We start from the raw sequence: 22223 nt of genomic DNA, 5'->3' as shown, positions 1-22223 counted from the left end.
CCCCCATCTGCCGCGCGAACGCGAAACCGCGGATGCTAAACGGTTACTGCTGAGCTTCAGCGACCTCTTGTCGGAGGCGCTGCAAGGTCCCGCGCAAGTCGTTCGCCCAGGTGCGCCGGTCGCGGCCCGCCGCGTGCTGGACATCGCCGAAGCGGACCTGGGCGATGAAAGGCGGGCCCGCGAGCGTGCGCCAGAGCGAACCGAGCAGCGTGTCGTCGCCCAGGTAGAGCGGCCCGTCGCTGTCACCGCCGGTTTCCCGATCGATGAACCGCAAGGCGACCGGTTGCACCGGCGCATCGATGGAGATCGCCGCCTGGATCAGGTTGCCGTGGAACGGGAGCAGCTCGCGTCCGTCGCCCGTGGTCCCTTCGGGGAACACCGCGACGACCTCGCCGGCCGCCAGGCTCTCGCGCATGTGGTGCACCACCCGCATGGCGTCGCGCCGCTTCTCGCGCTCGATGTACAGCGTGCCGCCGCCGGTGGCGAGTGTTCCAAGCAAGGGCCAGTGCTTCACGTCCGACTTCGACACGAAGCGGCAATAGCGCGCCGCATGCATCGCCAGGATGTCCAGCCAGGAGATGTGGTTGGCCACCAGCAGCACCGGCCCGTGCAGCGGCGGCGTGCCCTGCACCTGCAGCGGGATGCCCAGGATCTGGAGCATGTGGTGCGACCAGGCCTGCACGGTCGCTTCCCTGCGCTGTTGCGGCCAGCGCGGGAACAGCACGGTGATGGTGAACCAGCCGCCGATGGCGTGCAGCAGGGCGCGCCACAGGCGCCACACCACCTGCAGGAGCTTCACGACGCTTCGCGGGATTCGAATGCCACCTGGCCGCCGACGATCGTGTAGCGCACCACCCCCGGCAGCGCATGGCCGGCGAAAGGCGTGTGCCGGCCCTGGCTGCGCAGGCGCTCCGGCGTCACCGTCCATTCCGCGCTGGCGTCGAAGATGCAGACATCCGCGACGCCGCCGTCGACCAGTTGGCCGGCACTGGCCTGCAGTGTGCCGAGCGCGCTGCCCAGCACGCGGGCCGGCTCGTGCGTGAGCACGCCGAGCGCGCGCACCAGGCCGATCCCGCTTTCCTGGCCCCAACGCAGCGCCAGCCCCAGCAGCAGCTCCAGCCCGGTGGCGCCGGGCTCCGCTTCGGCGAACGGCAAGGTCTTGGCGTCTTCGTCCACCGGCGTGTGGTCGGACACGAGTGCGTCGATGGTGCCGTCGGCCAGTGCTTCGCGCAGCGCGTCGCGGTCTCGCTGCTGGCGCAGCGGCGGGTTCAGCCGCATGCGGCTGTCGAAGTAGCCGATGTCCACATCCGTGAGGTGCAGCGAGTTGATGCTGACGTCGCAGGTGACATCCAGGCCCTCTTCCTTGGCCTGCCGCACCAGCGCCACGCCGGCCGCGCTGCTCAGGCGGCACAGGTGCACCCGCGCGCGCGTGGCGCGCACCAGTTCGAGGATCGTGTGCAATGCGATGGTCTCGGCTGCGACCGGCACGCCGGACAGGCCCAGGCGCGTGGCCAGCGGGCCGCTCGCCGCCACGCCCTTGCCCAGGTGCACCTCCTGCGGACGCAGCCACACGGCGTAGCCGAAGGTGGATGCGTACTGCAGCGCGCGGTGCAGCACCTGCGTGTTCGGCAAGGGCACCTCGGCCTGGCTGAAACCGACGCAGCCGGATTCGGTCAGTTCCGCCATCTCGGTCAGCACTTCGCCGGCCAGGTTGCGCGTCAACGCGCCCAGCGGGTACACGCGCGCCTGGTGCAGCTTTTCCGCGCGGAACTTCAGCATGTCCACCAGGCCCGGCTCGTCGAGGACCGGTTCGGTGTCGGGCGGGCATACCAGGCTGGTGACACCGCCCGCCACGGCCGCCGCCATCTCGCTTTCCAGCATGCCTTCGTGTTCGTGCCCCGGCTCGCGCAGCCGCGCGGCCAGGTCGATCAGCCCCGGCGCGACGATGCAGCCGCGCGCGTCGATTGTGCGGTTGGGGCTGAAGCCGGCGGGCGCCTGGCCGACGCCGATGATGCGGCCGGCGGCCAACGCCACGTCGCAGATCTCGTCGAAGTTGCGCGACGGGTCGATGACGCGGCCGTTGCGGATCAGGATTTTCATGCGGCGCCTCCGACATGGCCGGCCACGATGCCCATCACCGCCATGCGCACCGCGATGCCGAAGGTCACCTGCGGCAGGATCACGCTCTGCTTGCCGTCCACCACCGAGGAGTCGATCTCGACGCCGCGGTTGATCGGCCCCGGGTGCATGACGATCGCATCCGGCTTGGCCAGTGCCAGCCGCTCGGGTGTCAGGCCGAAGCGCTTGAAGAATTCCTGCGACGACGGCAGCAGCGCACCGCTCATGCGCTCGTTCTGCAGCCGCAGCATGATCACCACGTCGCAGCCCTTCAGCCCTTCTTCCAGCGTGTGGCAGACGCGCACGCCCATCTGCGCCATGTCGGCGGGCACCAGCGTCCTGGGTCCGACCACGCGCACTTCGGCGCAGCCGAGCGTGGTGAGCGCATGGATGTCGGAACGCGCCACGCGCGAGTGCAGCACGTCGCCGACGATGGCCACCGTGAGGTTGGAGAAGTCCTTCTTGTAGTGCCGGATCGTGTACACGTCCAGCAAGCCCTGCGTCGGGTGCGCGTGGCGGCCGTCGCCGGCGTTGACCACGTGCACGTGCGGCGCGACGTGCTGTGCGATCAGGTACGGCGCACCCGACTCGCTGTGCCGCACCACGAAGATGTCCGCCGCCATCGCCGACAGGTTGGCGATGGTGTCCAGCAGCGATTCGCCCTTCGACGCCGACGAGCGCGCGATGTCCAGGTTGATGACGTCCGCCGACAGCCGCGTGGCAGCGATCTCGAAGGTGGTGCGCGTGCGCGTGCTGTTCTCGAAGAACAGGTTGAACACGCTCTTGCCGCGCAGCAGCGGCACCTTCTTGACTTCGCGGTCGCTCACGCTCACGAAGTTGGACGCCGTGTCGAGGATGTGCGTGAGGATGTCTTTCGGCAGGCCCTCGATGGAGAGCAGGTGGACCAGCTCGCCGTTCTTGTTCAGTTGGGGATTTCGCTTGTAGAGCATGGTGTTCGTCAGCTCGCGCCTTCGACCTGGAAGCTGAAGCGGCCGTCGGCGCCGCGCGCCAGCGCCAGCACCTGGTCGGCCGGCAAGGCCATGCGCGCGGCGGCGTAGTCGGCCTGGATCGGCAGCTCGCGGCCGCCGCGGTCCACCAGCACCGCGAGCATCACCCCCGCCGGGCGACCGTAGTCGAACAGTTCGTTGAGGACGGCGCGGATGGTGCGGCCGGTGTAGAGCACGTCGTCGAGCAGCAGGATGTGCGCGCCATTGACGTCGAAGTCCAGGCGCGTCTGCGCCGTGGCCGCGAGGCCGCGCCGCGCGAAGTCGTCGCGGTGCATCGCCGACGAGGCCACGCCAGGCTGCTCCTGCAACCCCAGGTCCTGCGTCAGGCGTTCGGCGAGCCAGACCCCGCCGGAAGTGACGCCCACGAGGCGCGTGTCCGGACGTCGCAGCGTCTTGACTCCGCTCAACAGCTCGCGGTACAGGGCCTCGGCGTCGAGGAACAGCGCGCCGGGTTGGGAGGAGTGGTTATTGGCCATGGGAAAAATCGGGAACCGAACAACCGGACGCAGAAGGCGCAGAAGTCACGCAGAAGTCGCGGAAGGAACATCCAAGAAGTTTCTTTGGCTTCTTTTGCGCCTTCTGCGTAACTTCTGCGCCTTCTGCGTCCGGCTGTTCGTATGGGTTGTTCAAGGCAACGCCCTCAGGAATTGTTCCAGGATGACGCAGGCCGCACCCGCGTCCGGATCGCGCGCCCCGGACGACAGCGCCTCGGTGGTGCTGTAGCGCTCGTCCACCTCGTACACCGGCTTGCCGCAGCGGCCGCGCAGCTGGCGGGCGAACTTGCGCGCGCGCGCCGTATTGTCGTGGCTGGCGCCGTCGGGATGGAACGGCACCCCCACCACCAGCGCGTCCGGCTGCCACTCGCGCACCCGCTGCTCCGCCTGCTCCAGGCGCGCGTCGGCCGCTTCGGCCCGGATGGTCGCCTGGGCGGTGGCGGTGCGCAGCATGCGGTTGCCCACGGCGACGCCGGTGCGCCTGGCGCCGAAATCGAATGCGAGAAAGGTCTGGAACTGCGCTGGAACGTCGGGCGGCGCGGGCTCAGGCATGCCCCGCGCCCGGAGAAAGCATCCACAACTGCAGCCCCAGCAACAGCAGCGCCTTGTCGTAGCGCTCCTCGATGGGCGTGTCGAAGATGACGGCCGGATCGGCATTCACCGTCAGCCAGCTGTTCTCGGCCAGCTCGGACTCCAGCTGCCCCTCGCCCCACGCGGAATAGCCCAGCGTGACCAGCACCTTGCGCGGCCCGGAGCCGGTGGCGATGGCCTCCAGCACGTCCTTGGAGGTGGTCATCTCCAGGCCACCCGGGATGGTCATGGTGGAGGCGTAGACCGATTCGCTCGCATCCTGGCCCTCGGCGTGCACCGCCTCGTGCAGGACGAAGCCGCGCTCCGTCTGCACCGGCCCGCCCTGCAGCACCGGCGTGCGCGCCAGTTCCTCGCGGCCCAGCGGCAGGTCGACCTTCTCGAACAGGTTGCGCAGGTTGATGTCGGTCGGCTTGTTGATCACCAGGCCCAGCGCGCCGCGCGGGCTGTGTTCGCACAGGTACACCACGGTCCGGGCGAACGACGCATCCTCCAGCCCCGGCATGGCAATCAGGAAATGGTGCGTCAGGTTGATCGAATCGTCCGCGGTCGGCATGGGTTAGATTTTAGGCGGTATGGAGACTCCCTACGGTTCCGTGTTGATGTGGTTCCGCCGCGACTTGCGCCTGGCCGACAACGCGGCGTTGTTCCACGCCCTCAAGGCTGCCCCGCAGGTGCACTGCACCTTTGTCTTCGACACGGCCATCCTGGACGCCCTGCCGCGCCAGGATCGCAGGGTGGAGTTCATCCGGGAGTCGGCAGCCGAACTGGACGACGCGCTGCGGCAAGCGGGCAGCGCCGGTGCCGGACTGGTGGCCCTGCACGGCGATGCGGCCCGGGAGGTGCCCGCGTTGGCCGCGCGACTGGGCGTGCAAGCCGTCTTCGCCAACCACGACGACGAACCGCAGGCCATGGAACGCGACGCCCGAGTGCGGGACCGCCTGTCCGCGGCAGGCATCGCCTTCCACACCTCCAAGGACCACGTGGTGTTCGAGCGCGAGGAAGTGCTCACCCAGGCCGGCACGCCCTACTCGGTGTTCACGCCTTACAGCCGGGCGTGGCTGGCCAAGCTGGACAGCTTCTACCTGCGGGCCTATCCGGTCGAACGGTATGCGACGCGGCTGGCAGCGCGCCCGCAGGAACTGCGGCGGCCCGTGCCCACGCTGGAAGATCTCGGGTTCCGGCCGACCAACCTGCGGAAGCTGCCCCTTCCCACCGGCGCGGCAGGCGGCCGGACCCTGGTCGAAGATTTCACGGCGCGCATCGACCGCTACGACGAACTGCGCGACCTGCCGGCGCTCAAGGGACCGAGCTACCTGGGGGTGCACCTGCGCTTCGGCACCGTGTCGATCCGCCAGCTGGCGGCACTGGCCCATGAGCGGCAAAGCAGCGGCGCCGGGACGTGGCTGAAGGAGCTGGCCTGGCGCGACTTCTACTTCCAGGTGCTTGCCAACTTCCCGCAGGTGGGGCAGGGGCGCAGCTTCAAGGCCGACTACGACCGCATCGCGTGGGAGGATGGCCCCGACGCGCAGTCGCTGTTCGCGGCATGGTGCGAGGGCCGCACCGGCTACCCGCTGGTGGACGCCGCGATGGCGCAGATCAACCAGACCGGCTACATGCACAACCGGCTGCGCATGGTCACGGCCAGCTTCCTGTGCAAGGACCTGGGCATCGACTGGCGCTGGGGCGAGCGTTATTTCGCCGAAAAACTGAACGACTACGAGTTCGCGTCCAACAACGGCGGCTGGCAATGGGCCAGCTCCTCCGGCTGTGACGCGCAACCCTATTTCCGCATCTTCAATCCGGTCAGCCAGGGCGAGCGGTTCGACGCGGACGGCAAGTTCACCCTGCGCTACTTGCCGCAGCTGGCGAAGTTGCCCAGGAAAGTGCTGCATGCGCCGTGGACGGCGAGGCCGGTGGACCTGGAGGCGGCGGGGGTCGTGCTGGGGAAGGACTACCCGACGCCGATCGTGGACCATGCGCAGGCGCGAGAGGCGACGCTGCGGCGGTACGCGGTGGTCCGGTCGTGATGGACCTGTAGGCCGGCGGTGAGCGCGCGCAGCGCCGAACCCCGGTATCGGGCGCATCACCGGGGTTCGGCTTCGCGCTCACGCCGGCCTACGAAGTCACCGCCGGCCTAAGTCACCGCCGGCCACCCAAAGCAGAAGCGCCCCGAAGGGCGCTTCTGCAAATGCACGAACCGGTCAGGCAGTCACCGCGCTCACGCAGTAATGCTTCACCAGGCTCAGCAACTCCTCTTCCGAGTACGGCTTGCCGAGATAGTGGTTCACGCCCAGTTCCTTGGCGTGCTCGCGATGCTTTTCGGCAATGCGCGACGTGATCATCACGATCGGCAGGTGCGCCAGGCGCGCGTCGCCGCGGATGTTGCGGGCCAGGTCGAAGCCGTCCATGCGGGGCATCTCGATGTCCGACAGCACCACCGACGGCAGCTCGTCGGCCAGCCGCTCCAGCGCCTGCAGGCCGTCGGCGGCGAGCGCCACGCGGTAGCCTTCGCGCGCCAGCAGGCGCTGGGTGACGCGGCGCACCGTGATCGAGTCGTCCACCACCAGCACCAGCGGCACGGCGGGCACCGCGGCCATCACCTGCGCGGCGGGACGCGCCGGCTGGCCGGCCTGCTCCAGCACGTCGGGCTGCGCATGGTCGGCGCTGAGCTGACGCGCCTGCACGCCGTACACCTGCGTCAGCGCGACCGGGTTGTAGATCAGGACCACGGCGCCGGATGCCAGCACGGTCATGCCGGCCAGGCCGGGCAGCCGGGCCAGCTGCGGCCCGAGGTTCTTCACCACCACTTCCTGGTTGCCCAGCACTTCGTCCACGTGCAGCACCACGCGCTGGGCGGCGGAGCGGAACACCACGAGCGGCACCGTCTTGCCTTGCGGCTCGTTGCTGCGCGCGGAGGACTGCAGCAGCGCACCCGACCAGAAAAAGGGCAACGGCTCACCGGCGAATTCGAAAGTGCCGGCGTTGTAGGCCTGCTGCACTTCCTTCTGGCTGGCGCGGCGCACCAGTTCCACCAGGTTGGCGGGCACACCGAAGGCGAACTTGCCGGAGCGGATCATCACCACCTGCGTCACCGCGGTGGTCAGGGGCAGCACCAGCTTGAATGCGGAACCGTGGCCGGCCTGCGTGGTCGTTTCGATGCGGCCGCCGAGCGCGTTGACCTCGGCGCGGACCACGTCCATGCCGATGCCGCGCCCGGACAACTCGGTGATCTGCTGCGCGGTGGAGAAACCGGGCATGAAGATCAGGTTGGCGGCGTCGGCGTCCGACAGCTGCTGGTCCGGCCGGATCAGGCCCTGCTGCAGCGCCTTTTCGCGGATGCGCAGGATGTCGAGGCCGGCGCCGTCGTCCTGGAATTCCACCGAGACGTCGTTGCCTTCCTGCTTGACCACGATGCGGATCTGGCCGGAAGCATCCTTGCCGGCCGCACTGCGGCGCTCGGGCATCTCGATGCCGTGGGCCACGCAGTTGCGCAGCAGGTGCTCGAAGGCCGGCGTCATGCGGTCCAGCACGCCGCGGTCCATCTCGATGGTTCCGCCCAGGATGTCCAGCTTGACCTGCTTGCCGGTTTCCTTGGCCGCCAGCCGCACCACGCGGTACATGCGGTCGGAGATGCCGTCGAACTCCACCATGCGCGTTCGCAGCAGGTCGCGCTGCAGCTCGCGCGTCTGGCGGGCCTGCGCGATCAGGTCGTCTTCGGTCGCTTCCACCACGCGGTGGATGTTGCGCTGCACGGTGGCGACGTCGTTCACCGACTCGGCCATCAGGCGCGTCAGTTCCTGCACGCGCGTGAAGCGGTCGAACTCCAGCGGGTCGAAGCCGGCGGCGGTGTCCTTGGCCTGCGCCATGCGGGACTGCATCTGCGACTCCGCCTGGACCTCGATTTCGCGCAGCTGGCCGCGCAGGCGGTCCAGGTTGCCGGTGAGGTCGCCGAGCGAGCCGCGCAGCTGGCGCAGCTCGGCCTCCAGCCGCGAGCGGGTGATCATCACTTCGCCGGCCTGGTTCACCAGCCGGTCGAGCAGCTGCGAGCGCACGCGCACCGCCTGGTTGGCGGCCTGGCGCGAGGGCGCCACGGACGTGGCGGCAGGCATTGCCACGGCGGTGCGCGTGACCGTCGGCTGTGCGGCGCTTGCCGGCACGGCCGGTTGCGCGACCGGTGCGTCAGCCGCCTTGGCGACGGGCGCGTCAGCCTTGGCGACGGGCGCGGGCTGCTCCTCGATGGGCTCATGCCGCGGCGCGGATGGCGCTCGAAGCGGTGCGCCCACCGTCGGCTCCGCCGGGGCAAAGCCGCCGGTGGCGCGCAGGGTGTCGAAGCGCGCCTGCATGGTGTCGAAGCGCTGCAGCAGCGCCTCGATGTCGGCCGAGGCGATGTTGTCGTGGCCCAGATATTCGACTTCGGACTCCAGGCGGTGCGACAGCTCGCCGAGCTGCAGCGCGCCGGCCAGGCGGGCGCTGCCCTTGAGCGTGTGCAGCGCGCGCAGCACGACGTCGCGCGGCTCGCGGTGATCCGGGTGCGCGGCCCAGGCGCGCAGGGCGCTGCCCAGTTGCGGCATCAGTTCGGCCGCCTCTTCCTCGAAGATCGGGAACAGGTCCTGGTCGATCGCGTCGACGACGTCGATCTCTTCTTCTTCCTGCACCCTGGCGACCGGCGCCTTGTTGATGCTGACCGTCAGCGCGGCGGGCTGCGCCACGGGCCCGGAAGCGACCACCGGGGCCGGCGCCGGCGCCGGCGCGGGAGCGGGGCGGCGGGCAGGGGGCGGCGACTCGAGCAGGCCGAATCCAGAGCTGCGCTCCGGCGGCGGGGACTCGGTGCGGGGCTCGCCCTCGGCATCTTTCAACACCTGCAGCGCCTCCAGCAGGCGCGGCTCCGGGTCCTTCAGGAAACCGGCGGCGAACTGGTGCAGCAGGCGCCGCACTTCTTCCGCCCCTTCGGTGAAGGTGCGCGCGTGGTCGGGCGTGCCGCAGGCCAGCGACTGCGTGTGCTGCAGCGCGCCCTCGAGGGCGCGAGCGATCTCCGACAGCGCGTGAAAGCCGACCGTCGCCGAACTGCCGGCCAGCGCGTGCGCCCAGCCGACGGTGGAGTCCGGAACGCGCTGGTTCATCTCCAGCGTCCACTCGCTGATCTCGGTGGCCAGGCGGCGGGACCATTCGTCCGCCTCGTTCAGGTAGACGTTGTAGAGCGGGATGCCGATGCGCAGGCTACCGATCACCTTCACCTGCTCGTCGCGCGACAGCGCCGCGGCATCGAGGTCCGCTTCGGCTTGCGTCGGCGGCGCGGCGGGCGGCCAGTCGAACGAGAAGTCGGCGGCGCCGGAGGCGGCAGCGGTGGTCACCGGGCCCGTCACGGCCGACAGGCTGGAGAAGTCGATGCCCTCGATCTCGATCGCGGTTTCGATCGGCGGCTTCGGCAATTCCGCCTTCGGCAGGATGGCCGTGGTCGCCAGTTCGGGCAGCTCGCCGAAGTCCGCGAATTCGGGCGGCAACTCGTCGGCGCTCAATTCGGCCGGTTGCGTCGCGGCGGCGCGCTCGAGGTTCTCTTCGGCGCCAGGAAAGTCCAGCTCGAAGGAAGGCAGTTGCGCCGCAGGCGCGGCGGCGAGGGAGGCCGGTTCCGTCGGCGCCGTGTCGAGGTCGAAACTCAGGTCGAACGCGGGCAGGTCCGGGGCCGGGGGCGTGGCTTGCGCGGCGGGGCCGGCAGATGGCCCCGTGTCGTGCAACGCGAGCAGCGTGGAAACGATCGCGGCATCCTGCGGCGGGGTTTCGGCCGGGAGATCGAGCGCCTGCAGCTGTGCGCGCGAGGAGATCGTGGCTTCGGCCTCCGGCATCTGGATGGACACCAGCCGGGACTCGGTGCGCAGCGCGTCGGCGGCGGTGCGGAAGGCAGCCGGCCTCCAGGCTGCGTCGTCACGCGCGTCGATGTCCTCGATCCAGCGTCCGAAGCCCTTGAGCGCCTGCGTGGACAACGCCCGCAGGTCGTCGGTGGCCTCCTTCTGGTCGGCCAGCCAGGTGTTGAGCACCTGCTCCAGCGACCACGCGGCCTCGCCGAACTCGTTGAGGCCGACCATGCGCGAGCTGCCCTTGAGCGTGTGGAACGCGCGGCGCAAGGTCGTCAGGTCCGCCAGGTTGCCCGGCTCCTGGGCCAGCGCTTCGAGCGCCGCCAGGCCGTTGACGACCACTTCGCGGGCTTCTTCCAGGAAGATGTCGCGCAGTTCCTCTTCGCCGTCGTCGTCCTCTTCGGCCTTGACGGACGCGGAACTCGCCGCCGGGGCCGGAACAGCCGCCACCTTGGGCGCCGCGGCCACCGCGGGTTGAAGCGGCGCGACCGGCGCGGGTGCGGCGGCCGGAGCGGCCACGGGTGCGAAGTCCAGCGGCGCTTCCGCTGGCAGCACGCTCGGTGCGGCATGCAAATCCGGCACGCGGCCCATCAGCGGGCGCAGCTCGCCCTGGTCGTCGTCCCACACGAACAGCTTCTTTGCCAGCGAAGGCTGGTAGTTCAGCATGTCGATCAGGAAGCCGAGCGCGCCCAGGTTGGCGCCGAGCTTGTCGAAAGTGCCGGCAGCGCGCGCCTTCTCCTCGTCGATCTCGGTGACGATGATGTTCTCGACCGAATCGCGCATGCGCATGACGGCGTGCGATGCCTGGTCCAGGCCCAGCACCGACAGCACGCCGCGCATCTGCGCCAGGAAGTTCGGCGCTTCGCGCAGCGGGCCCTTTTCGGCGGGGTTGCGGAAGAACTGGTCGAGCAGCTTCTCCAGCTCGTTGAGCGTGCCGCGCAGTTCGCCCACCACGCTTCCCATCGTCTGCTTGTCGCTGACGCGGCGGTACAGGTCCTCGACCCAGTGCTCCAGCGGCTCGGGCTGGCCACCCTGCACCACCTTCTTCAGGCGGTCGGCCAGGCGAGCGGTGCGCTGCGCAAGTTCGGCGTCGTTGGGATCCAGGTCCTGGAACGCGGCTTCCAGGTACAGCACCGCGGTGGCGACTTCCATCGCCAGTTCGGCGCTGGGTGCGCGGGTCGAGCGGCTGACGGCCTCGACGGCAGACAGCAGCGCCTGCGCCAGCGGCGCGCTGGCCGGATACAGCTTGACCAGCGTGTCGCAGACCGAGGTGAACTGGTCCACCACGCTCTTGATCTTGTGCGTGTCGCCGCCGGACAGCGCCGACCAGGTTTCCTTGGCCGTGCCGATGCGCTTGCGCAGCTGGGCCAGCAGCACCGGGTCGAAGCGGCCGAACGGGCTGGTGGCGTAGTCCACCGGCCGGGTGGCGGTGAGGAAGTAGCCTTCGCGCACTGCGGCCAGCGCCGGGGCGTCGGCGGGCTGCGCAGGCATCGCCTGCGCGCAGAAGAACACGAGGTCCTGCGCCAGGCGGTCGGACACGCCGGTGTCGCCCTTGGCGAGCGACGCGTACTGCAGCAGCACGCGCGATGCGGCCCGCTTGACGAACAGGTCGGCCGGCAGCAGCCCGAGGCCGATGGCGTCGAAGTAGCCGGCGGCAATCTTCCAGAAGATCTTCGGCTGGCGCGCGGTCTGCGCCGCGGCCAGGCCGAGGCACACCTGCACCAGGTCACGGCCGGCGGCAGGGTCGGCCGTCTTGACGATGCGCAGCACCCCCTGGTCCATGCGCGAGCGCGTTGCCGCGTCGTAGTGCAGCGGTTGCGCGGCAGCCGGGGTGGGAAAGTCGTGCCAGCGCCAGTCGATGCCCCACAGGTCGGCCGGGTGGATCCGGTCGGCGCCGCACACTTCCTGCACGTCCTTGTACTGCACGAACAGCGACAGCGGCGAGACGGCCTTGCCGCCCAGCAGCGCTTCCAGGTATTCGGTCAAGGCGAAGCCGGCGCGCTCGACCTTGCCGGCGGCCGCCTCCGTGCACAGCTCGGGACGCTCGATGAACTTCTGCGCCGCGCCTTCCATGATGCGCAGCATGTGCGCCGGCGCCGCCAGGCCCACCATCTCCAGCGCGCCGACGGCCTGGTGCATGTGCTGGCGCGCGATGCGCAGCTGCCCCGCGTCGACCGACGCCATGTCCTCGCCGCGCGCCTGGGCGGCGTCGCGCACGAAGCGGCGCAGCGCGGACGAAGCGGACTCCAGGGACTTGCGAAGCTCGTCCAGCACCCAGGCCAATGGGCCCAGGTCGTTGTTCGCGAGATCCTGCTCTTGGGCTGCTGCTTGCATAGGACTGGTTGCGGCTTACGCGATCTTGAACCGCGAAACCGACTGGCGCAGTTCTTCCGCCATCCGGGTCAGTTCACGCACCTGCTGGGCGGTGGAGCGCGTGCCCTCACCCGTCTGCTCCGTCACCGCGAAGATGTGCTGGATGTTGCCGGCCACCACGTTGGCGGACTCGGCTTCACGGGACGCCGAGGAGGCGATCTGCTCGATCAGCTCGGCGAGACGGCGCGACACCTGGTCGATCTCGGTCAGCGCGGTACCCGCGTTGTCGGACAGCTTGGCCCCTTCCACCACGCCCTGCGTCGAGCGTTCCATGGCGGCCACGGCGTCCTGCGTGTCGGTCTGAATGGCCTTCACCAGCGCCGAGATCTGGCGCGTGGCGTCCGCGGAGCGTTCGGCCAGCCGCTGCACTTCTTCGGCAACCACCGAGAAGCCGCGACCGGCTTCACCGGCCGACGCGGCCTGGATGGCGGCGTTCAGGGCCAGCACGTTGGTCTGTTCGGTAATGTCGGAAATCAGTTCGGTGATTTCGCCGATCTCCTGGGACGACTCGCCCAGCCGCTTGATGCGCTTGGAGGTTTCCTGGATCTGGTCGCGGATGCCGTTCATGCCGCCGATGGCGTTCTGCACCGCCTGCAGGCCGGTTTCCGCGGCGCGCAGCGACTGGCGCGCCACCTGGGCCGATTCCTGCGCCTGGCCGGACACGGTGTTGATGCGGCCCGCCATGTCGAGCACCGACTGGCCGGTTTCGCGGATCTCGCGCAGCTGCTCGGTGGACGCGGCCAGCAGCTCGGTGGAGGTGGATTCCACCTGCGCGGTCGTGGCCGCCACCTTGGTGGCCGTGGCCTGCACGTTGCCCACCAGCTGGCGCAGTTCTTCCACCGTGTAGTTCACCGAGTCGGCGATGGCGCCGGTGATGTCCTCGGTCACCGTGGCTTCCTGCGTCAGGTCGCCCTCGGCCACCGACTGCAGTTCGTTCATGAGGCGAAGAATGGCGGCCTGGTTGGCGTCGTTCACGCGCTTGGCTTCCTGCTCCTGGCGCTCCGCTTCCTGGCGCATCGATTCCGAGCGCTGCTGGCGGTTGCGGCTGTCCTGCAGCTGCACGTAGGCCAGGCCGAAGGCGCAGGCGACGGCGAAGGCGGCGGCGATGATCAGCGCGGCCAGCGGCCCGGCGCCCAGGCCGGTCTGCGCGGACAGCTTGCCCTGCAGGTCTTCCAGGTTGCGGCGCAGCGACTCGCTGTCGGCAATGATCGAGGCCTGCGCTTCACGCGCGGACACCAGGCCCTGCAGGTTGCCCAGGATGGCGCCGGCCTGCGTGCGGGTCTGTTCGTACAGCGCCAGCAGCGCACCCAGGCGCTCGCGGGTCTGTTCGTCCTTGGAGCCGGCCAGCCGCAGCTCCGGGCTGCCTTCCAGCAGGCCCTGCGAGATCTCCTTGAAGGAGTTCAGGTCCTTGCCGAGCAGGAACACGGCTTCGGGCGACACGCCTTCCATCGTCAGGAACTCGTTGGCGGACTTGCCGATGCGCTGCGTCAGCATCACCAGCTGGCCGGCGGCGGAGATCTCGGCCGGGTTGGCGTTCTGCTGCAGCTTGAGCGACGACACCGTCTCGGCGATTTCCAGCAGGTCGGACGACTGGCGGTTGATGGTGCGCAGCGCGGTGCCCACCTGCGTCAGGATCTTCTGCTGGCTCAGGACCGTCTTGGCGTTCTTCTCGGCGCGCTCCATCAGCGGCACCACCTTGGCCAGGTCGGGCTGCAGTTGCTCGGACACGGGCGACAGGCGCAGCTCGGCGTCGCCTTCCTTCAGGCCGCGCACCGTGCGGGCCAGCACGTCGGAGGATTCCTTGACGTCGGGGAAGGCCTGCGGGCTGCCGATCAGGGCCTGCGACACCGACTTGGCCAGGCGCTGCGACTGCATCAGCGAGTTACCGGTACCCGCCACCTGCAAGGCGACCGTGTCGGCCTGCCGCACCGCGAAGATCGCCACGCCGCCCAGCACGAACAGCGAGGCGGCCAGCAGGACGAACAGGATGCGCTGGTGGGTGGCGGTGGTGCGGCGGCCGAACAGCGGAACGCTGATCAGTTCCGCCTGGTCGACTTCCTCGGTGATCGAGTCGTCGTCGAGGCCCTCGGCGCCGGCGTTGCCCTGCGTGCTGCCGGCTTCGATGGAGGCGGTGTGGCCGTCGTTGCCCAGGCTCAGGTCCTGGGTGACGGAGGGATCGACGTCCTCCGGCTGGTTCTTGCCGAACAGGTTTTTCAATGAAAGAGCGGACATGATGCAGGCCTTCGGAAAGACTAAGCGCTGATGCTGAGGAATTGCGGTTGTTGCGAGAGCGTCTGCAGGTTGATTTCCTGCCAGTGCGCGCCGCTCGCATCGGTGTAGCCGCTGCCGAAATAGTCGGGCGAGCCTTCCGGCGCCGCACCGGAGGCGATGAAGGCGTCGGTGTTGCGCAGGCCGGCGAGCCGGTCGATGAGCAGGGCGCAATTCACTTCGAGGAGTGCGTTGAGCGCCACCAGGCGCGACTCCGCGCGGCTGGCATCGGAGCGCTGGGCCGGAGGCTGGCCGCTGACATAGCTGGCGAGGTCGATCACGCCGTAGAGACCGCCGCGCAGGTTGGACACGCCCAGGAACCAGCTCTGGGTATAGGGCACGGCCTGCGTGGCGGCGTAGGGGAAGATCTCGCCCGCCTGGGTGAGGGGGAAGAGGTAGTTGCGCCCGGCCGCCTCGACGGCGAGCCAGCCGGCCTGCACGCCTTGCGTGCGGGCGGTCTGCAGCCGGCTGGCCAGCCGGCTCTGGAGCTCACGGAGGGCTTCGCGGTTGGCCATGGTCGGGTACTGCTAGACCGCCGCCTTCAACCCAGGGCCTTGATCTTGGCCATGAGTTCGTCGGCGTCCACCGGTTTGGTGATGTAGTCGCGCGCGCCCTGGCGCATGCCCCAGACCCGGTCGGTTTCCTGGTTCTTGCTCGTGCACATGATGATCGGCACGTCGGCGAACTTGGGGTCGCGGGTGATGGCACGGGTGAGCTGGAAGCCGTTCTGGCCGGGCATCACGACGTCCATCAGGATCAGGTCGGGCTTTTCCTCGCCGAGACGCTTGAAGGCGTCGTCGGCGCTTTCGGCCGTCTTCACGGCGAACCCCTTCTTCTGCAGCAGATCCGTCATGAACATCAGTTCCGTCTTCGAATCGTCCACAACGAGCACTTTGCGGATGGCCATGGCATCTCCTCCTTGTTATTTGGCGGTACCGAACTGCTGCACCGTCTGCAGCAGCTGGTCCTTCGTGAACGGCTTGGTCAGGTAGTCCTGCGAGCCGACCATGCGGCCGCGCGCCTTGTCGAACACGCCGTCCTTGGAGGACAGCATGACGACCGGAACGGACGAGAACCTGGCGTTGCGCTTGATGATGGCGCAGGTCTGGTAGCCATCGAGCCGCGGCATGAGGATGTCGCAGAAGATCAGGTTGGGCTGGTAGTCGTTGACCTTGGACAAGGCATCGAAGCCGTCCTCGGCAAGCATCACCTCGTGCCCACCCTGTTTCAGGAAGATCTCCGCGCTGCGCCGGATGGTGTTGCTGTCATCGATCACCAGCACCTTCAGTCCTGTGGTGCTCACTTGATGCCGCTCCTCATTTTGTAACTTCGGAAGGTGCGGCATCCCTCTTCATCCCAACGCCGCACGAATCAGATCTGGACCATCTCGAAGTCCTCCTTGCGCGCACCGCATTCGGGGCAGGTCCAGTTCATCGGCACCTGCTCCCACGGGGTTCCGGGGGCGATGCCGTGTTCGGGAGCACCGGCGGATTCGTCATAAATCCACCCGCAAATCAGACACATCCAGGTTTTGCTATCAATCACAGCTTAAGGGGGGTTGGAATAGAATGCAACGGATTCTATAGAGGCCAGTTTCCTAGGCTCCCACTGGAGCGAGGCAGGCGATTCGAACGGCCCATGACTAATTCCACACCTATCCAGACCAGGCCATCGGAGCCCGATGGCGAGGATGCAGGACCGGCCTGCGTGATGGTGTTCAACGCCAACGATCCGAGCGGCGCGGGTGGTCTCGCAGCCGACGTGACCGCGATCGCATCGGTCGGCGCGCATCCGCTGCCGGTGGTGACCGGCGCATACGTGCGCGACACTGGAGAAGTGTTCGACCATTTCGCCTTCGACGAGGACGCCGTCGCAGAGCAGGCGCGCACCATCCTCGAGGACGTGGCGGTGCAGGTGATCAAGGTCGGTTTCGTCGGCAGCCCGGAGATCCTGAGCACCATCGCGGAGATCGCCGCGGACTATCCCGACGTGCCCGTCATCTCGTACATGCCGGCGCTTTCCTGGTGGGACGAAGGCCCTGCGGACATCTACGAAGATGCCTTCCGCGAGCTGATGTTGCCGCAGACAACCGTGTTGGTTGGAAACCACAGCACGTTGTGGCGCTGGCTGTTGCCGGATTGGAACAGTGAGCGCAGTCCGACCGCCCGCGACATCGCCAAGGCGGCCTCGGAGATGGGCGTCCCGTACACGCTGGTCACCGGCGTGCCGCTGCCCGACCAGTTCGTCGAGAACGTGCTCGCCACGCCGCAGACGGTGCTGGCCAGCGAGAAGTTCGAGCGGTTCGACGCCGTGTTCTCCGGCGCCGGCGACACGCTGTCGGCCGCGCTCGCCGCCCTGGTGGCCGGTGGCTCCGACCTGCCCGCGGCCGCCAGCGAAGCGCTCGCCTATCTCGATCGCTGCCTCGATGGCGGCTTCCGGCCGGGCATGGGCCACGTCGTGCCCGACCGCCTCTTCTGGGCGCAGGCCGATGCGGAAGGCGACGAGCCCGGCCCCGACGTCCCCGGTTTCGACTTTCCCGCGCATGACACCAAGCACTGATCGCAACCAGCAGTTGTTCGACCGCGCCAAGGCGCTGATCCCCGGCGGCGTGAATTCGCCGGTGCGCGCTTTCCGCGCCGTCGGCGGCACCCCGCGCTTCGTGCAGCGCGCGCAAGGCGCGTACTTCTGGGACGCCAACGGACAGCGCCACATCGATTACATCGGTTCCTGGGGTCCCATGATCCTGGGCCACGGCCACCCGCGCGTGCTGGAGGCGGTGCAGCGGGCCGCGCAGGACGGCTTTTCGTTCGGCGCGCCGACCGAGCGGGAAGTGGAGCTTGCCGAGGAGATCGTGCGGCACCTGCCGTCGGTCGAGATGGTGCGGCTGGTGAGCTCCGGCACGGAAGCGGCGATGAGCGCGATCCGCCTGGCGCGCGGCGCCACGAACCGCAGCCGCATCATCAAGTTCGAAGGGTGCTACCACGGGCATGCCGATGCGCTGCTGGTGAAGGCCGGCTCCGGCCTGGCTACCTTCGGCCACCCCACCAGTGCCGGCGTGCCGCCGGAGGTGGTGCAGCACACGCTGGTCCTGGAATACAACAACGTCGCGCAACTGGAAGAAGCTTTCACCCGCCATGGCAAGGACCTGGCCTGCCTGATCATCGAGCCGATCGCCGGCAACATGAACTTCGTGCGGGCCAGCCTGCCCTTCATGCAGCGTTGCCGCGAGCTGTGCACCCAGCATGGCGCGCTGCTGGTGTTCGACGAGGTGATGACGGGTTTTCGCGTTGCGCTGGGCAGTGCGCAGTCCGTCTATGCCAGGGCGCTGCCCGGTTTTGCGCCCGACATCACGGTGCTGGGCAAGGTGATCGGCGGCGGCATGCCGCTGGCGGCCTTCGGCGGCTCGCGCGCGCTGATGGAGAACCTGGCGCCGCTCGGCCCGGTGTACCAGGCCGGCACCTTGTCAGGCAACCCGATCGCCACGGCCTGCGGGCTGGCGACGCTGCAGGAGATCGCGCGGCCGGGGTTCTTCGAGGCGCTGGCGCAGAAGACACGCATGCTGGTGGAAGGCCTGACGTCCGCCGCGGCCGGGGCCGGCCTGCCCTTCGCCGGCGATTGCGAAGGCGGCATGTTCGGCTTCTTCCTGCTGTCCCGCCTGCCGCAGAACTATGCGGCGGTGATGAAGAGCGACACGGCCAAGTTCGCCAAGCTGTTCCACGGCCTGCTGGACCGCGGCGTGTACATCGCGCCGGCGCTGTATGAGGCGGGCTTCGTGAGTTCGGCGCACAGCGATGAGGACATCGCGGAGACCATCAGCATCGCTCGCGAAGTCTTCCGCGCTCTATAGCCAAACCAAACAACCGGACGCAGAAGGCGCAGAAGTTACGCAGAAGACGCAAAAGGGAAACCAATTCTTATTGGCTGTTCTTCTGCGATTTCTGCGTAACTTCTGCGCCTTCTGCGTCCGGATGTTGGTTGTAGCGGTCGAGCGCCCGCGCTCAATGGCGGAAGTGCCGCACCCCGGTGAACACCATGGCGATGCCGCGCTCGTTCGCGGCGTCGATCACTTCCTGGTCGCGCATCGACCCGCCCGGCTGAACGACGCAGGTCGCGCCCGCATCCACCACCACGTCCAGGCCATCGCGGAACGGGAAGAACGCGTCGCTCGCGACGACCGTGCCTTGCAGCGACAGCTTGGCGTGCTGCGCCTTGATGCTGGCGATGCGCGCCGAGTCCAGCCGTGACATCTGCCCCGCACCGACACCCATCGTCATGCCGTCCTTGCAGAACACGATGGCGTTGGACTTCACGTACTTGGCCACCTTCCAGGCGAACAGCAGGTCCTGCAGCTCCAGCGGGGACGGCTGCTTCTTCGTCACCACCTTCAACTCGGCCAGCGTGATCTCGCGGTTGTCCGCCGTCTGCATCAGCAGGCCGGAGCCCACGCGCTTGACGTCCATCAGGTTGCGGCCGTTGTCCCAGTCGCGGCTGCCGCCCGGCGGCAAGGCGATCTTGAGCAGCCGCACATTGGCCTTGCCGGCAAACACCGCCAGCGCCTCGGCGCTGAAGTCGGGCGCCATCAGCACCTCCACGAACTGCCTGGCCACCGCGTGGGCGGCAGGGCCATCCAGCGGGCGGTTGAAGGCGATGATGCCGCCGAAGGCGGAAGTCGGATCGGTCTTGAACGCCTTCTCGTAGGCTTGCAGGGGATCCTGGCCCAGGGCCACGCCGCACGGGTTGGCGTGCTTGACGATCACGCACGCGGGGCCGTCGAAGCCCTTGACGCATTCCCAGGCGGCGTCCGCATCGGCGATGTTGTTGTACGAGAGCTCCTTGCCCTGCACCTGCTGCGCCATCACCAGGGAACCCGGCGCCGGGTACAGGTCCCGATAGAACGCGGCCTGCTGGTGCGGGTTCTCGCCGTAGCGCAGGTCCTGCAGCTTGACGAACCGGCCGTTGGCCTGCGCCGGGAACTCCGAGCGCGAGCCGTCTTCCTGCAGCGCCGACAGGTAGTCGCTGATCGCGGCGTCGTAATTGCTGATGCGATTGAACGCCGCCACCGACAGCTTGAACTTCGTCGGCTGCGACACCTGGCCGGCCGACTGCAGTTCGCCGAGCACCTGCGCGTACTGCGAGGCGTCGGTCAGCACCGCCACGTCCTTCCAGTTCTTCGCGCCGCTGCGCACCATGGCCGGGCCGCCGATGTCGATGTTCTCGATGGCGTCTTCCAGCGTGCAGCCCGCCTTGGCGACGGTCTGCTCGAAGGGATAGAGGTTCACCACCAGGATGTCGATCGTGTCGATGCCGTGACGCTGGAGCGCCGCGACGTGCTCCGGCAGGTCGCGGCGCGCCAGCAGGCCTCCGTGCACCTTGGGATGCAGCGTCTTCACGCGCCCGTCCAGCATCTCCGGAAAGCCCGTGAGCTCGGCGACTTCCGTCACCGGCAGGCCGGCGTCGGCCAGCAGCTTGGCGGTGCCTCCGGTGGAGAGCAGGCGCACGCCGAAGCCGTGCAGGGCCTTCGCCAGTTCGACGATGCCGGTCTTGTCGGAGACGGAAAGCAAGGCATTCATAGTGTTGGGGACAGTGCAGCGCGGCCGCTGGCCGCTTCTGGCCAGTCCCGCAAAGTCATTTACTTGAGGAGCTTGTGTTCGATGAGCTTCTTGCGCAAGGTATTGCGATTCAAGCCAAGCCACTCGGCGGCGCGCGACTGGTTGTTCTCGGCCTTGGCCATCACGATCTCCAGCAGCGGCTTTTCGACCACCTTCACCAGCATCTCGTACATCCCGTCCGGCTCGGTGCCCCGCAAGTCGCGGAAGTACCCCTCCAGGCTGGCACGCACGCATTCTTCGATATGTTTTTTACTCATGCGCGATCTCTGCGAATTCTTCTTCCTGCCTCGCGTCCCCGGCCACCGGCAGGCGGTCCATGCGCGCACCCAGCGCATCGAAGAAGCGCACGACGGCCGCCAGCTGGCCCGCGCTGTCCTCGATGGCGTTCATCTCCGCGCGGAACGCTTCCCCTCCCGGAAGCGAACGCACGTACCAGCCGATGTGCTTGCGAGCACTGCGCACCCCGGTGAATTCCCCGTACAGGCCGTAGTGATCCTGCAGGTGCTCGACCAGCGCGCGCTGGACCTCGGCCACCAGGGGCGCCGCAAGTTCCGTCCCCGTGGCAAGGAAGTGCACGATCTCGCGAAAGATCCACGGCCGGCCCTGGGCCGCACGCCCGATCATCACCGCATCCGCGCCGGTGGCCGCGAGCACCTCGCGCGCCCTGCGCGGCGAGCGGATATCGCCGTTCGCCACGACGGGAATGCGCACCGCCGCCTTCACCGCCGCGACGGTTTCGTATTCCGCCTCGCCGCGGTAGCCCTGCTCGCGGGTGCGGCCGTGCACCGTCAGCAGACGGATGCCGATGTCCTCGAAGGCGCGTGCCAGCACGAGCGCGTTGCGGTTCTCGCGCGACCACCCCGTGCGCATCTTCAGCGTGACGGGAACACCGTGCGGCTCGCAGGCCCGGACCACCGCCTGCGCGATCGCGACGGCCAGCGGCTCGTCCTGCATCAGCGCCGAGCCGGCCCACTTGTTGCACACCTTCTTGGCCGGGCAGCCCATGTTGATGTCGATGATCTGCGCGCCGCGGTCGACGTTGTACGCGGCGGCCTCGGCCATCATCTGCGCGTCGGTGCCGGCGATCTGCACGGCCACCGGACCCGGCTCGCCTTCGTGGTCGGCGCGGCGCGAGGTCTTCAGCGTGTTCCACAGCTCGCGGCGCGACGTCACCATCTCGCTGACCGCGTAGCCGGCGCCGAACGAGCGGCACAGTTGCCGGAACGGCCGGTCCGTCACTCCCGCCATCGGCGCCACGAACACGTTGTTCGCGAGGATGTAGGGGCCGATGTGCATGGGAAGGGGGGAAATGGCATTGCCGAAAAAAGAGGCACGATTGTAGGCCCGCGGCATTTCAGCCATTGAAATGCGCGGTTGCGTATGCGCCTACAGGTTTGCGGGGCTTGACTGCCTTACCATCCGCGCGGATGCAAGACTGGATCGAACCGTTGCTGGCGCTGCTGGCCTTACCGCGCTACGGACTCAGCACGCTCTTCGTCGCCGCATTCATTTCCGCCACGCTGGTGCCCATCGGTTCGGAGCCGGCGTTGTTCGGCCTGCTCATGCTCAGTCCCGAACTGTTCTGGCCGGCGATTGCGGTGGCCACGCTCGGCAACACGCTGGGCGGCATGGTGGACTGGTGGCTGGGCTATGGCGCGCACCAGGTCGCGGACAAGTACCACAAGTCGCGCATGCACCTGAAGGCGCTCGACTACCTGCAGCGGCTGGGCCCGAAGGCCTGCCTGCTGGCGTGGCTGCCGATCGTGGGCGACCCACTCTGCGCGGTGGCCGGGTGGCTGCGCATGCCGTTCTGGCCGTGCGCCGGCTACATGCTGATCGGGAAGTTCCTGCGGTACCTGTGCATGACCACGGTGCTGCTGTGGGTGTGGCCGCAGTGAGGGCTTGATCGCCGGG

19 protein-coding genes are annotated in these 22223 nt (G+C 68.5%); 4 read left to right on the top strand and 15 right to left on the bottom strand.

The features are described from left to right. Positions 1-43: 43 nt before the first annotated feature. The 6 genes from WG902_RS06845 to WG902_RS06820 form a co-directional block, all read right to left on the bottom strand. Positions 44-799, bottom strand: coding sequence for a lysophospholipid acyltransferase family protein (locus WG902_RS06845; protein WP_340059199.1), 756 nt, complete (start codon positions 797-799; stop codon positions 44-46). Beyond that, positions 796-2100 carry a dihydroorotase gene (locus tag WG902_RS06840; RefSeq protein ID WP_340059198.1) on the bottom strand — a complete coding sequence of 435 codons (1305 nt, stop codon included), beginning with the start codon at positions 2098-2100 and terminating at the stop codon, positions 796-798. The genes WG902_RS06845 and WG902_RS06840 overlap by 4 nt, the downstream gene beginning before the upstream one ends. Further along, the gene (locus WG902_RS06835; protein WP_340059197.1) at positions 2097-3068 is read right to left on the bottom strand and encodes an aspartate carbamoyltransferase catalytic subunit; all 972 of its coding nucleotides are present in this window, start codon (positions 3066-3068) and stop codon (positions 2097-2099) included. The genes WG902_RS06840 and WG902_RS06835 overlap by 4 nt, the downstream gene beginning before the upstream one ends. 8 nt (positions 3069-3076) lie before the next feature. Further along, positions 3077-3601: a bifunctional pyr operon transcriptional regulator/uracil phosphoribosyltransferase PyrR gene (pyrR, locus tag WG902_RS06830; protein ID WP_340059196.1), complete on the bottom strand. Its 525-nt coding sequence runs from the start codon at positions 3599-3601 to the stop codon at positions 3077-3079. Positions 3602-3751: 150 nt separating this feature from the next. Beyond that, entirely contained in the window at positions 3752-4171 is a 420-nt protein-coding gene (ruvX, locus tag WG902_RS06825; protein ID WP_340059195.1) for a Holliday junction resolvase RuvX, read from the bottom strand. Beyond that, the gene (locus WG902_RS06820) at positions 4164-4763 is read right to left on the bottom strand and encodes a YqgE/AlgH family protein (protein ID WP_340059194.1); all 600 of its coding nucleotides are present in this window, start codon (positions 4761-4763) and stop codon (positions 4164-4166) included. Before WG902_RS06820 ends, ruvX begins: the two co-directional genes overlap by 8 nt. A gap of 19 nt (positions 4764-4782) precedes the next feature. Between WG902_RS06820 and WG902_RS06815 the strand changes: the two genes are divergently transcribed. Then, positions 4783-6237 (top strand): cryptochrome/photolyase family protein, encoded by a 1455-nt coding sequence (locus WG902_RS06815; protein ID WP_340059193.1) that lies wholly within the window; start codon positions 4783-4785, stop codon positions 6235-6237. Between the two features lie 174 nt (positions 6238-6411). Here the strand turns inward: WG902_RS06815 and WG902_RS06810 are convergent, their stop codons facing one another. From WG902_RS06810 to WG902_RS06785, 6 genes are read right to left on the bottom strand one after another with little or no spacing between them, the layout of a single operon-like run. Next, positions 6412-12393 (bottom strand): hybrid sensor histidine kinase/response regulator, encoded by a 5982-nt coding sequence (locus WG902_RS06810; RefSeq protein WP_340059192.1) that lies wholly within the window; start codon positions 12391-12393, stop codon positions 6412-6414. Positions 12394-12408: 15 nt separating this feature from the next. Continuing rightward, positions 12409-14664: a methyl-accepting chemotaxis protein gene (locus WG902_RS06805; RefSeq protein ID WP_340059191.1), complete on the bottom strand. Its 2256-nt coding sequence runs from the start codon at positions 14662-14664 to the stop codon at positions 12409-12411. 20 nt (positions 14665-14684) lie between these two features. Continuing rightward, the gene (locus WG902_RS06800) at positions 14685-15215 is read right to left on the bottom strand and encodes a chemotaxis protein CheW (RefSeq protein WP_340059190.1); all 531 of its coding nucleotides are present in this window, start codon (positions 15213-15215) and stop codon (positions 14685-14687) included. 26 nt (positions 15216-15241) lie between these two features. Next, the gene (locus tag WG902_RS06795) at positions 15242-15607 is read right to left on the bottom strand and encodes a response regulator transcription factor (protein WP_332826578.1); all 366 of its coding nucleotides are present in this window, start codon (positions 15605-15607) and stop codon (positions 15242-15244) included. A 15-nt stretch (positions 15608-15622) separates the two neighbouring features. Further along, the gene (locus tag WG902_RS06790; protein ID WP_445263659.1) at positions 15623-16045 is read right to left on the bottom strand and encodes a response regulator; all 423 of its coding nucleotides are present in this window, start codon (positions 16043-16045) and stop codon (positions 15623-15625) included. Between the two features lie 26 nt (positions 16046-16071). Further along, the gene (locus WG902_RS06785) at positions 16072-16224 is read right to left on the bottom strand and encodes a rubredoxin (protein WP_445263658.1); all 153 of its coding nucleotides are present in this window, start codon (positions 16222-16224) and stop codon (positions 16072-16074) included. Between the two features lie 114 nt (positions 16225-16338). On the opposite strand from WG902_RS06785, the gene thiD reads away from it, so the two are divergent. Beyond that, positions 16339-17259 carry a bifunctional hydroxymethylpyrimidine kinase/phosphomethylpyrimidine kinase gene (gene thiD / locus WG902_RS06780; protein WP_340059187.1) on the top strand — a complete coding sequence of 307 codons (921 nt, stop codon included), beginning with the start codon at positions 16339-16341 and terminating at the stop codon, positions 17257-17259. Continuing rightward, positions 17243-18547 carry a glutamate-1-semialdehyde 2,1-aminomutase gene (hemL, locus tag WG902_RS06775; RefSeq protein WP_340059186.1) on the top strand — a complete coding sequence of 435 codons (1305 nt, stop codon included), beginning with the start codon at positions 17243-17245 and terminating at the stop codon, positions 18545-18547. Before thiD ends, hemL begins: the two co-directional genes overlap by 17 nt. 151 nt (positions 18548-18698) lie before the next feature. Here the strand turns inward: hemL and purH are convergent, their stop codons facing one another. From purH to dusB, 3 genes are read right to left on the bottom strand one after another with little or no spacing between them, the layout of a single operon-like run. Beyond that, positions 18699-20270 carry a bifunctional phosphoribosylaminoimidazolecarboxamide formyltransferase/IMP cyclohydrolase gene (gene purH / locus WG902_RS06770; RefSeq protein WP_340059185.1) on the bottom strand — a complete coding sequence of 524 codons (1572 nt, stop codon included), beginning with the start codon at positions 20268-20270 and terminating at the stop codon, positions 18699-18701. A gap of 59 nt (positions 20271-20329) precedes the next feature. After that, positions 20330-20566, bottom strand: a complete 237-nt coding sequence (locus tag WG902_RS06765; protein WP_171561248.1) for a Fis family transcriptional regulator — start codon at positions 20564-20566, stop codon at positions 20330-20332. After that, on the bottom strand, positions 20559-21605 hold the full coding sequence (gene dusB, locus WG902_RS06760) for a tRNA dihydrouridine synthase DusB (RefSeq protein WP_340059184.1): 1047 nt from the start codon (positions 21603-21605) through the stop codon (positions 20559-20561). The genes WG902_RS06765 and dusB overlap by 8 nt, the downstream gene beginning before the upstream one ends. 131 nt (positions 21606-21736) lie before the next feature. On the opposite strand from dusB, the gene WG902_RS06755 reads away from it, so the two are divergent. Beyond that, the gene (locus WG902_RS06755; RefSeq protein WP_340059183.1) at positions 21737-22207 is read left to right on the top strand and encodes a YqaA family protein; all 471 of its coding nucleotides are present in this window, start codon (positions 21737-21739) and stop codon (positions 22205-22207) included. The last annotated feature ends 16 nt before the right edge of the window (positions 22208-22223 follow it).

The organism is Ramlibacter sp. PS3R-8, from assembly GCF_037572435.1.
GTDB lineage: Bacteria > Pseudomonadota > Gammaproteobacteria > Burkholderiales > Burkholderiaceae_C > Ramlibacter.
This window is presented reverse-complemented; position numbering and strand designations above follow the sequence as displayed.

What these genes read in the sequence shown, in the direction of transcription:
- WG902_RS06820 (WP_340059194.1), bottom strand. Translation starts at nt 4,763, where the DNA reads ATGCCGACCGCGGACGATTCGATCAACCTGACGCACCATTTCCTGATT.
- hemL (WP_340059186.1), top strand. Translation starts at nt 17,243, where the DNA reads ATGACACCAAGCACTGATCGCAACCAGCAGTTGTTCGACCGCGCCAAG.
- pyrR (WP_340059196.1), bottom strand. Translation starts at nt 3,601, where the DNA reads ATGGCCAATAACCACTCCTCCCAACCCGGCGCGCTGTTCCTCGACGCC.
- WG902_RS06790 (WP_445263659.1), bottom strand. Translation starts at nt 16,045, where the DNA reads ATGCCGCACCTTCCGAAGTTACAAAATGAGGAGCGGCATCAAGTGAGC.
- WG902_RS06805 (WP_340059191.1), bottom strand. Translation starts at nt 14,664, where the DNA reads ATGTCCGCTCTTTCATTGAAAAACCTGTTCGGCAAGAACCAGCCGGAG.
- purH (WP_340059185.1), bottom strand. Translation starts at nt 20,270, where the DNA reads ATGAATGCCTTGCTTTCCGTCTCCGACAAGACCGGCATCGTCGAACTG.
- WG902_RS06835 (WP_340059197.1), bottom strand. Translation starts at nt 3,068, where the DNA reads ATGCTCTACAAGCGAAATCCCCAACTGAACAAGAACGGCGAGCTGGTC.
- WG902_RS06765 (WP_171561248.1), bottom strand. Translation starts at nt 20,566, where the DNA reads ATGAGTAAAAAACATATCGAAGAATGCGTGCGTGCCAGCCTGGAGGGG.
- WG902_RS06800 (WP_340059190.1), bottom strand. Translation starts at nt 15,215, where the DNA reads ATGGCCAACCGCGAAGCCCTCCGTGAGCTCCAGAGCCGGCTGGCCAGC.
- WG902_RS06755 (WP_340059183.1), top strand. Translation starts at nt 21,737, where the DNA reads ATGCAAGACTGGATCGAACCGTTGCTGGCGCTGCTGGCCTTACCGCGC.
- WG902_RS06840 (WP_340059198.1), bottom strand. Translation starts at nt 2,100, where the DNA reads ATGAAAATCCTGATCCGCAACGGCCGCGTCATCGACCCGTCGCGCAAC.
- WG902_RS06815 (WP_340059193.1), top strand. Translation starts at nt 4,783, where the DNA reads ATGGAGACTCCCTACGGTTCCGTGTTGATGTGGTTCCGCCGCGACTTG.
- thiD (WP_340059187.1), top strand. Translation starts at nt 16,339, where the DNA reads ATGACTAATTCCACACCTATCCAGACCAGGCCATCGGAGCCCGATGGC.
- ruvX (WP_340059195.1), bottom strand. Translation starts at nt 4,171, where the DNA reads ATGCCTGAGCCCGCGCCGCCCGACGTTCCAGCGCAGTTCCAGACCTTT.
- WG902_RS06785 (WP_445263658.1), bottom strand. Translation starts at nt 16,224, where the DNA reads ATGTGTCTGATTTGCGGGTGGATTTATGACGAATCCGCCGGTGCTCCC.
- WG902_RS06810 (WP_340059192.1), bottom strand. Translation starts at nt 12,393, where the DNA reads ATGCAAGCAGCAGCCCAAGAGCAGGATCTCGCGAACAACGACCTGGGC.
- dusB (WP_340059184.1), bottom strand. Translation starts at nt 21,605, where the DNA reads ATGCACATCGGCCCCTACATCCTCGCGAACAACGTGTTCGTGGCGCCG.
- WG902_RS06795 (WP_332826578.1), bottom strand. Translation starts at nt 15,607, where the DNA reads ATGGCCATCCGCAAAGTGCTCGTTGTGGACGATTCGAAGACGGAACTG.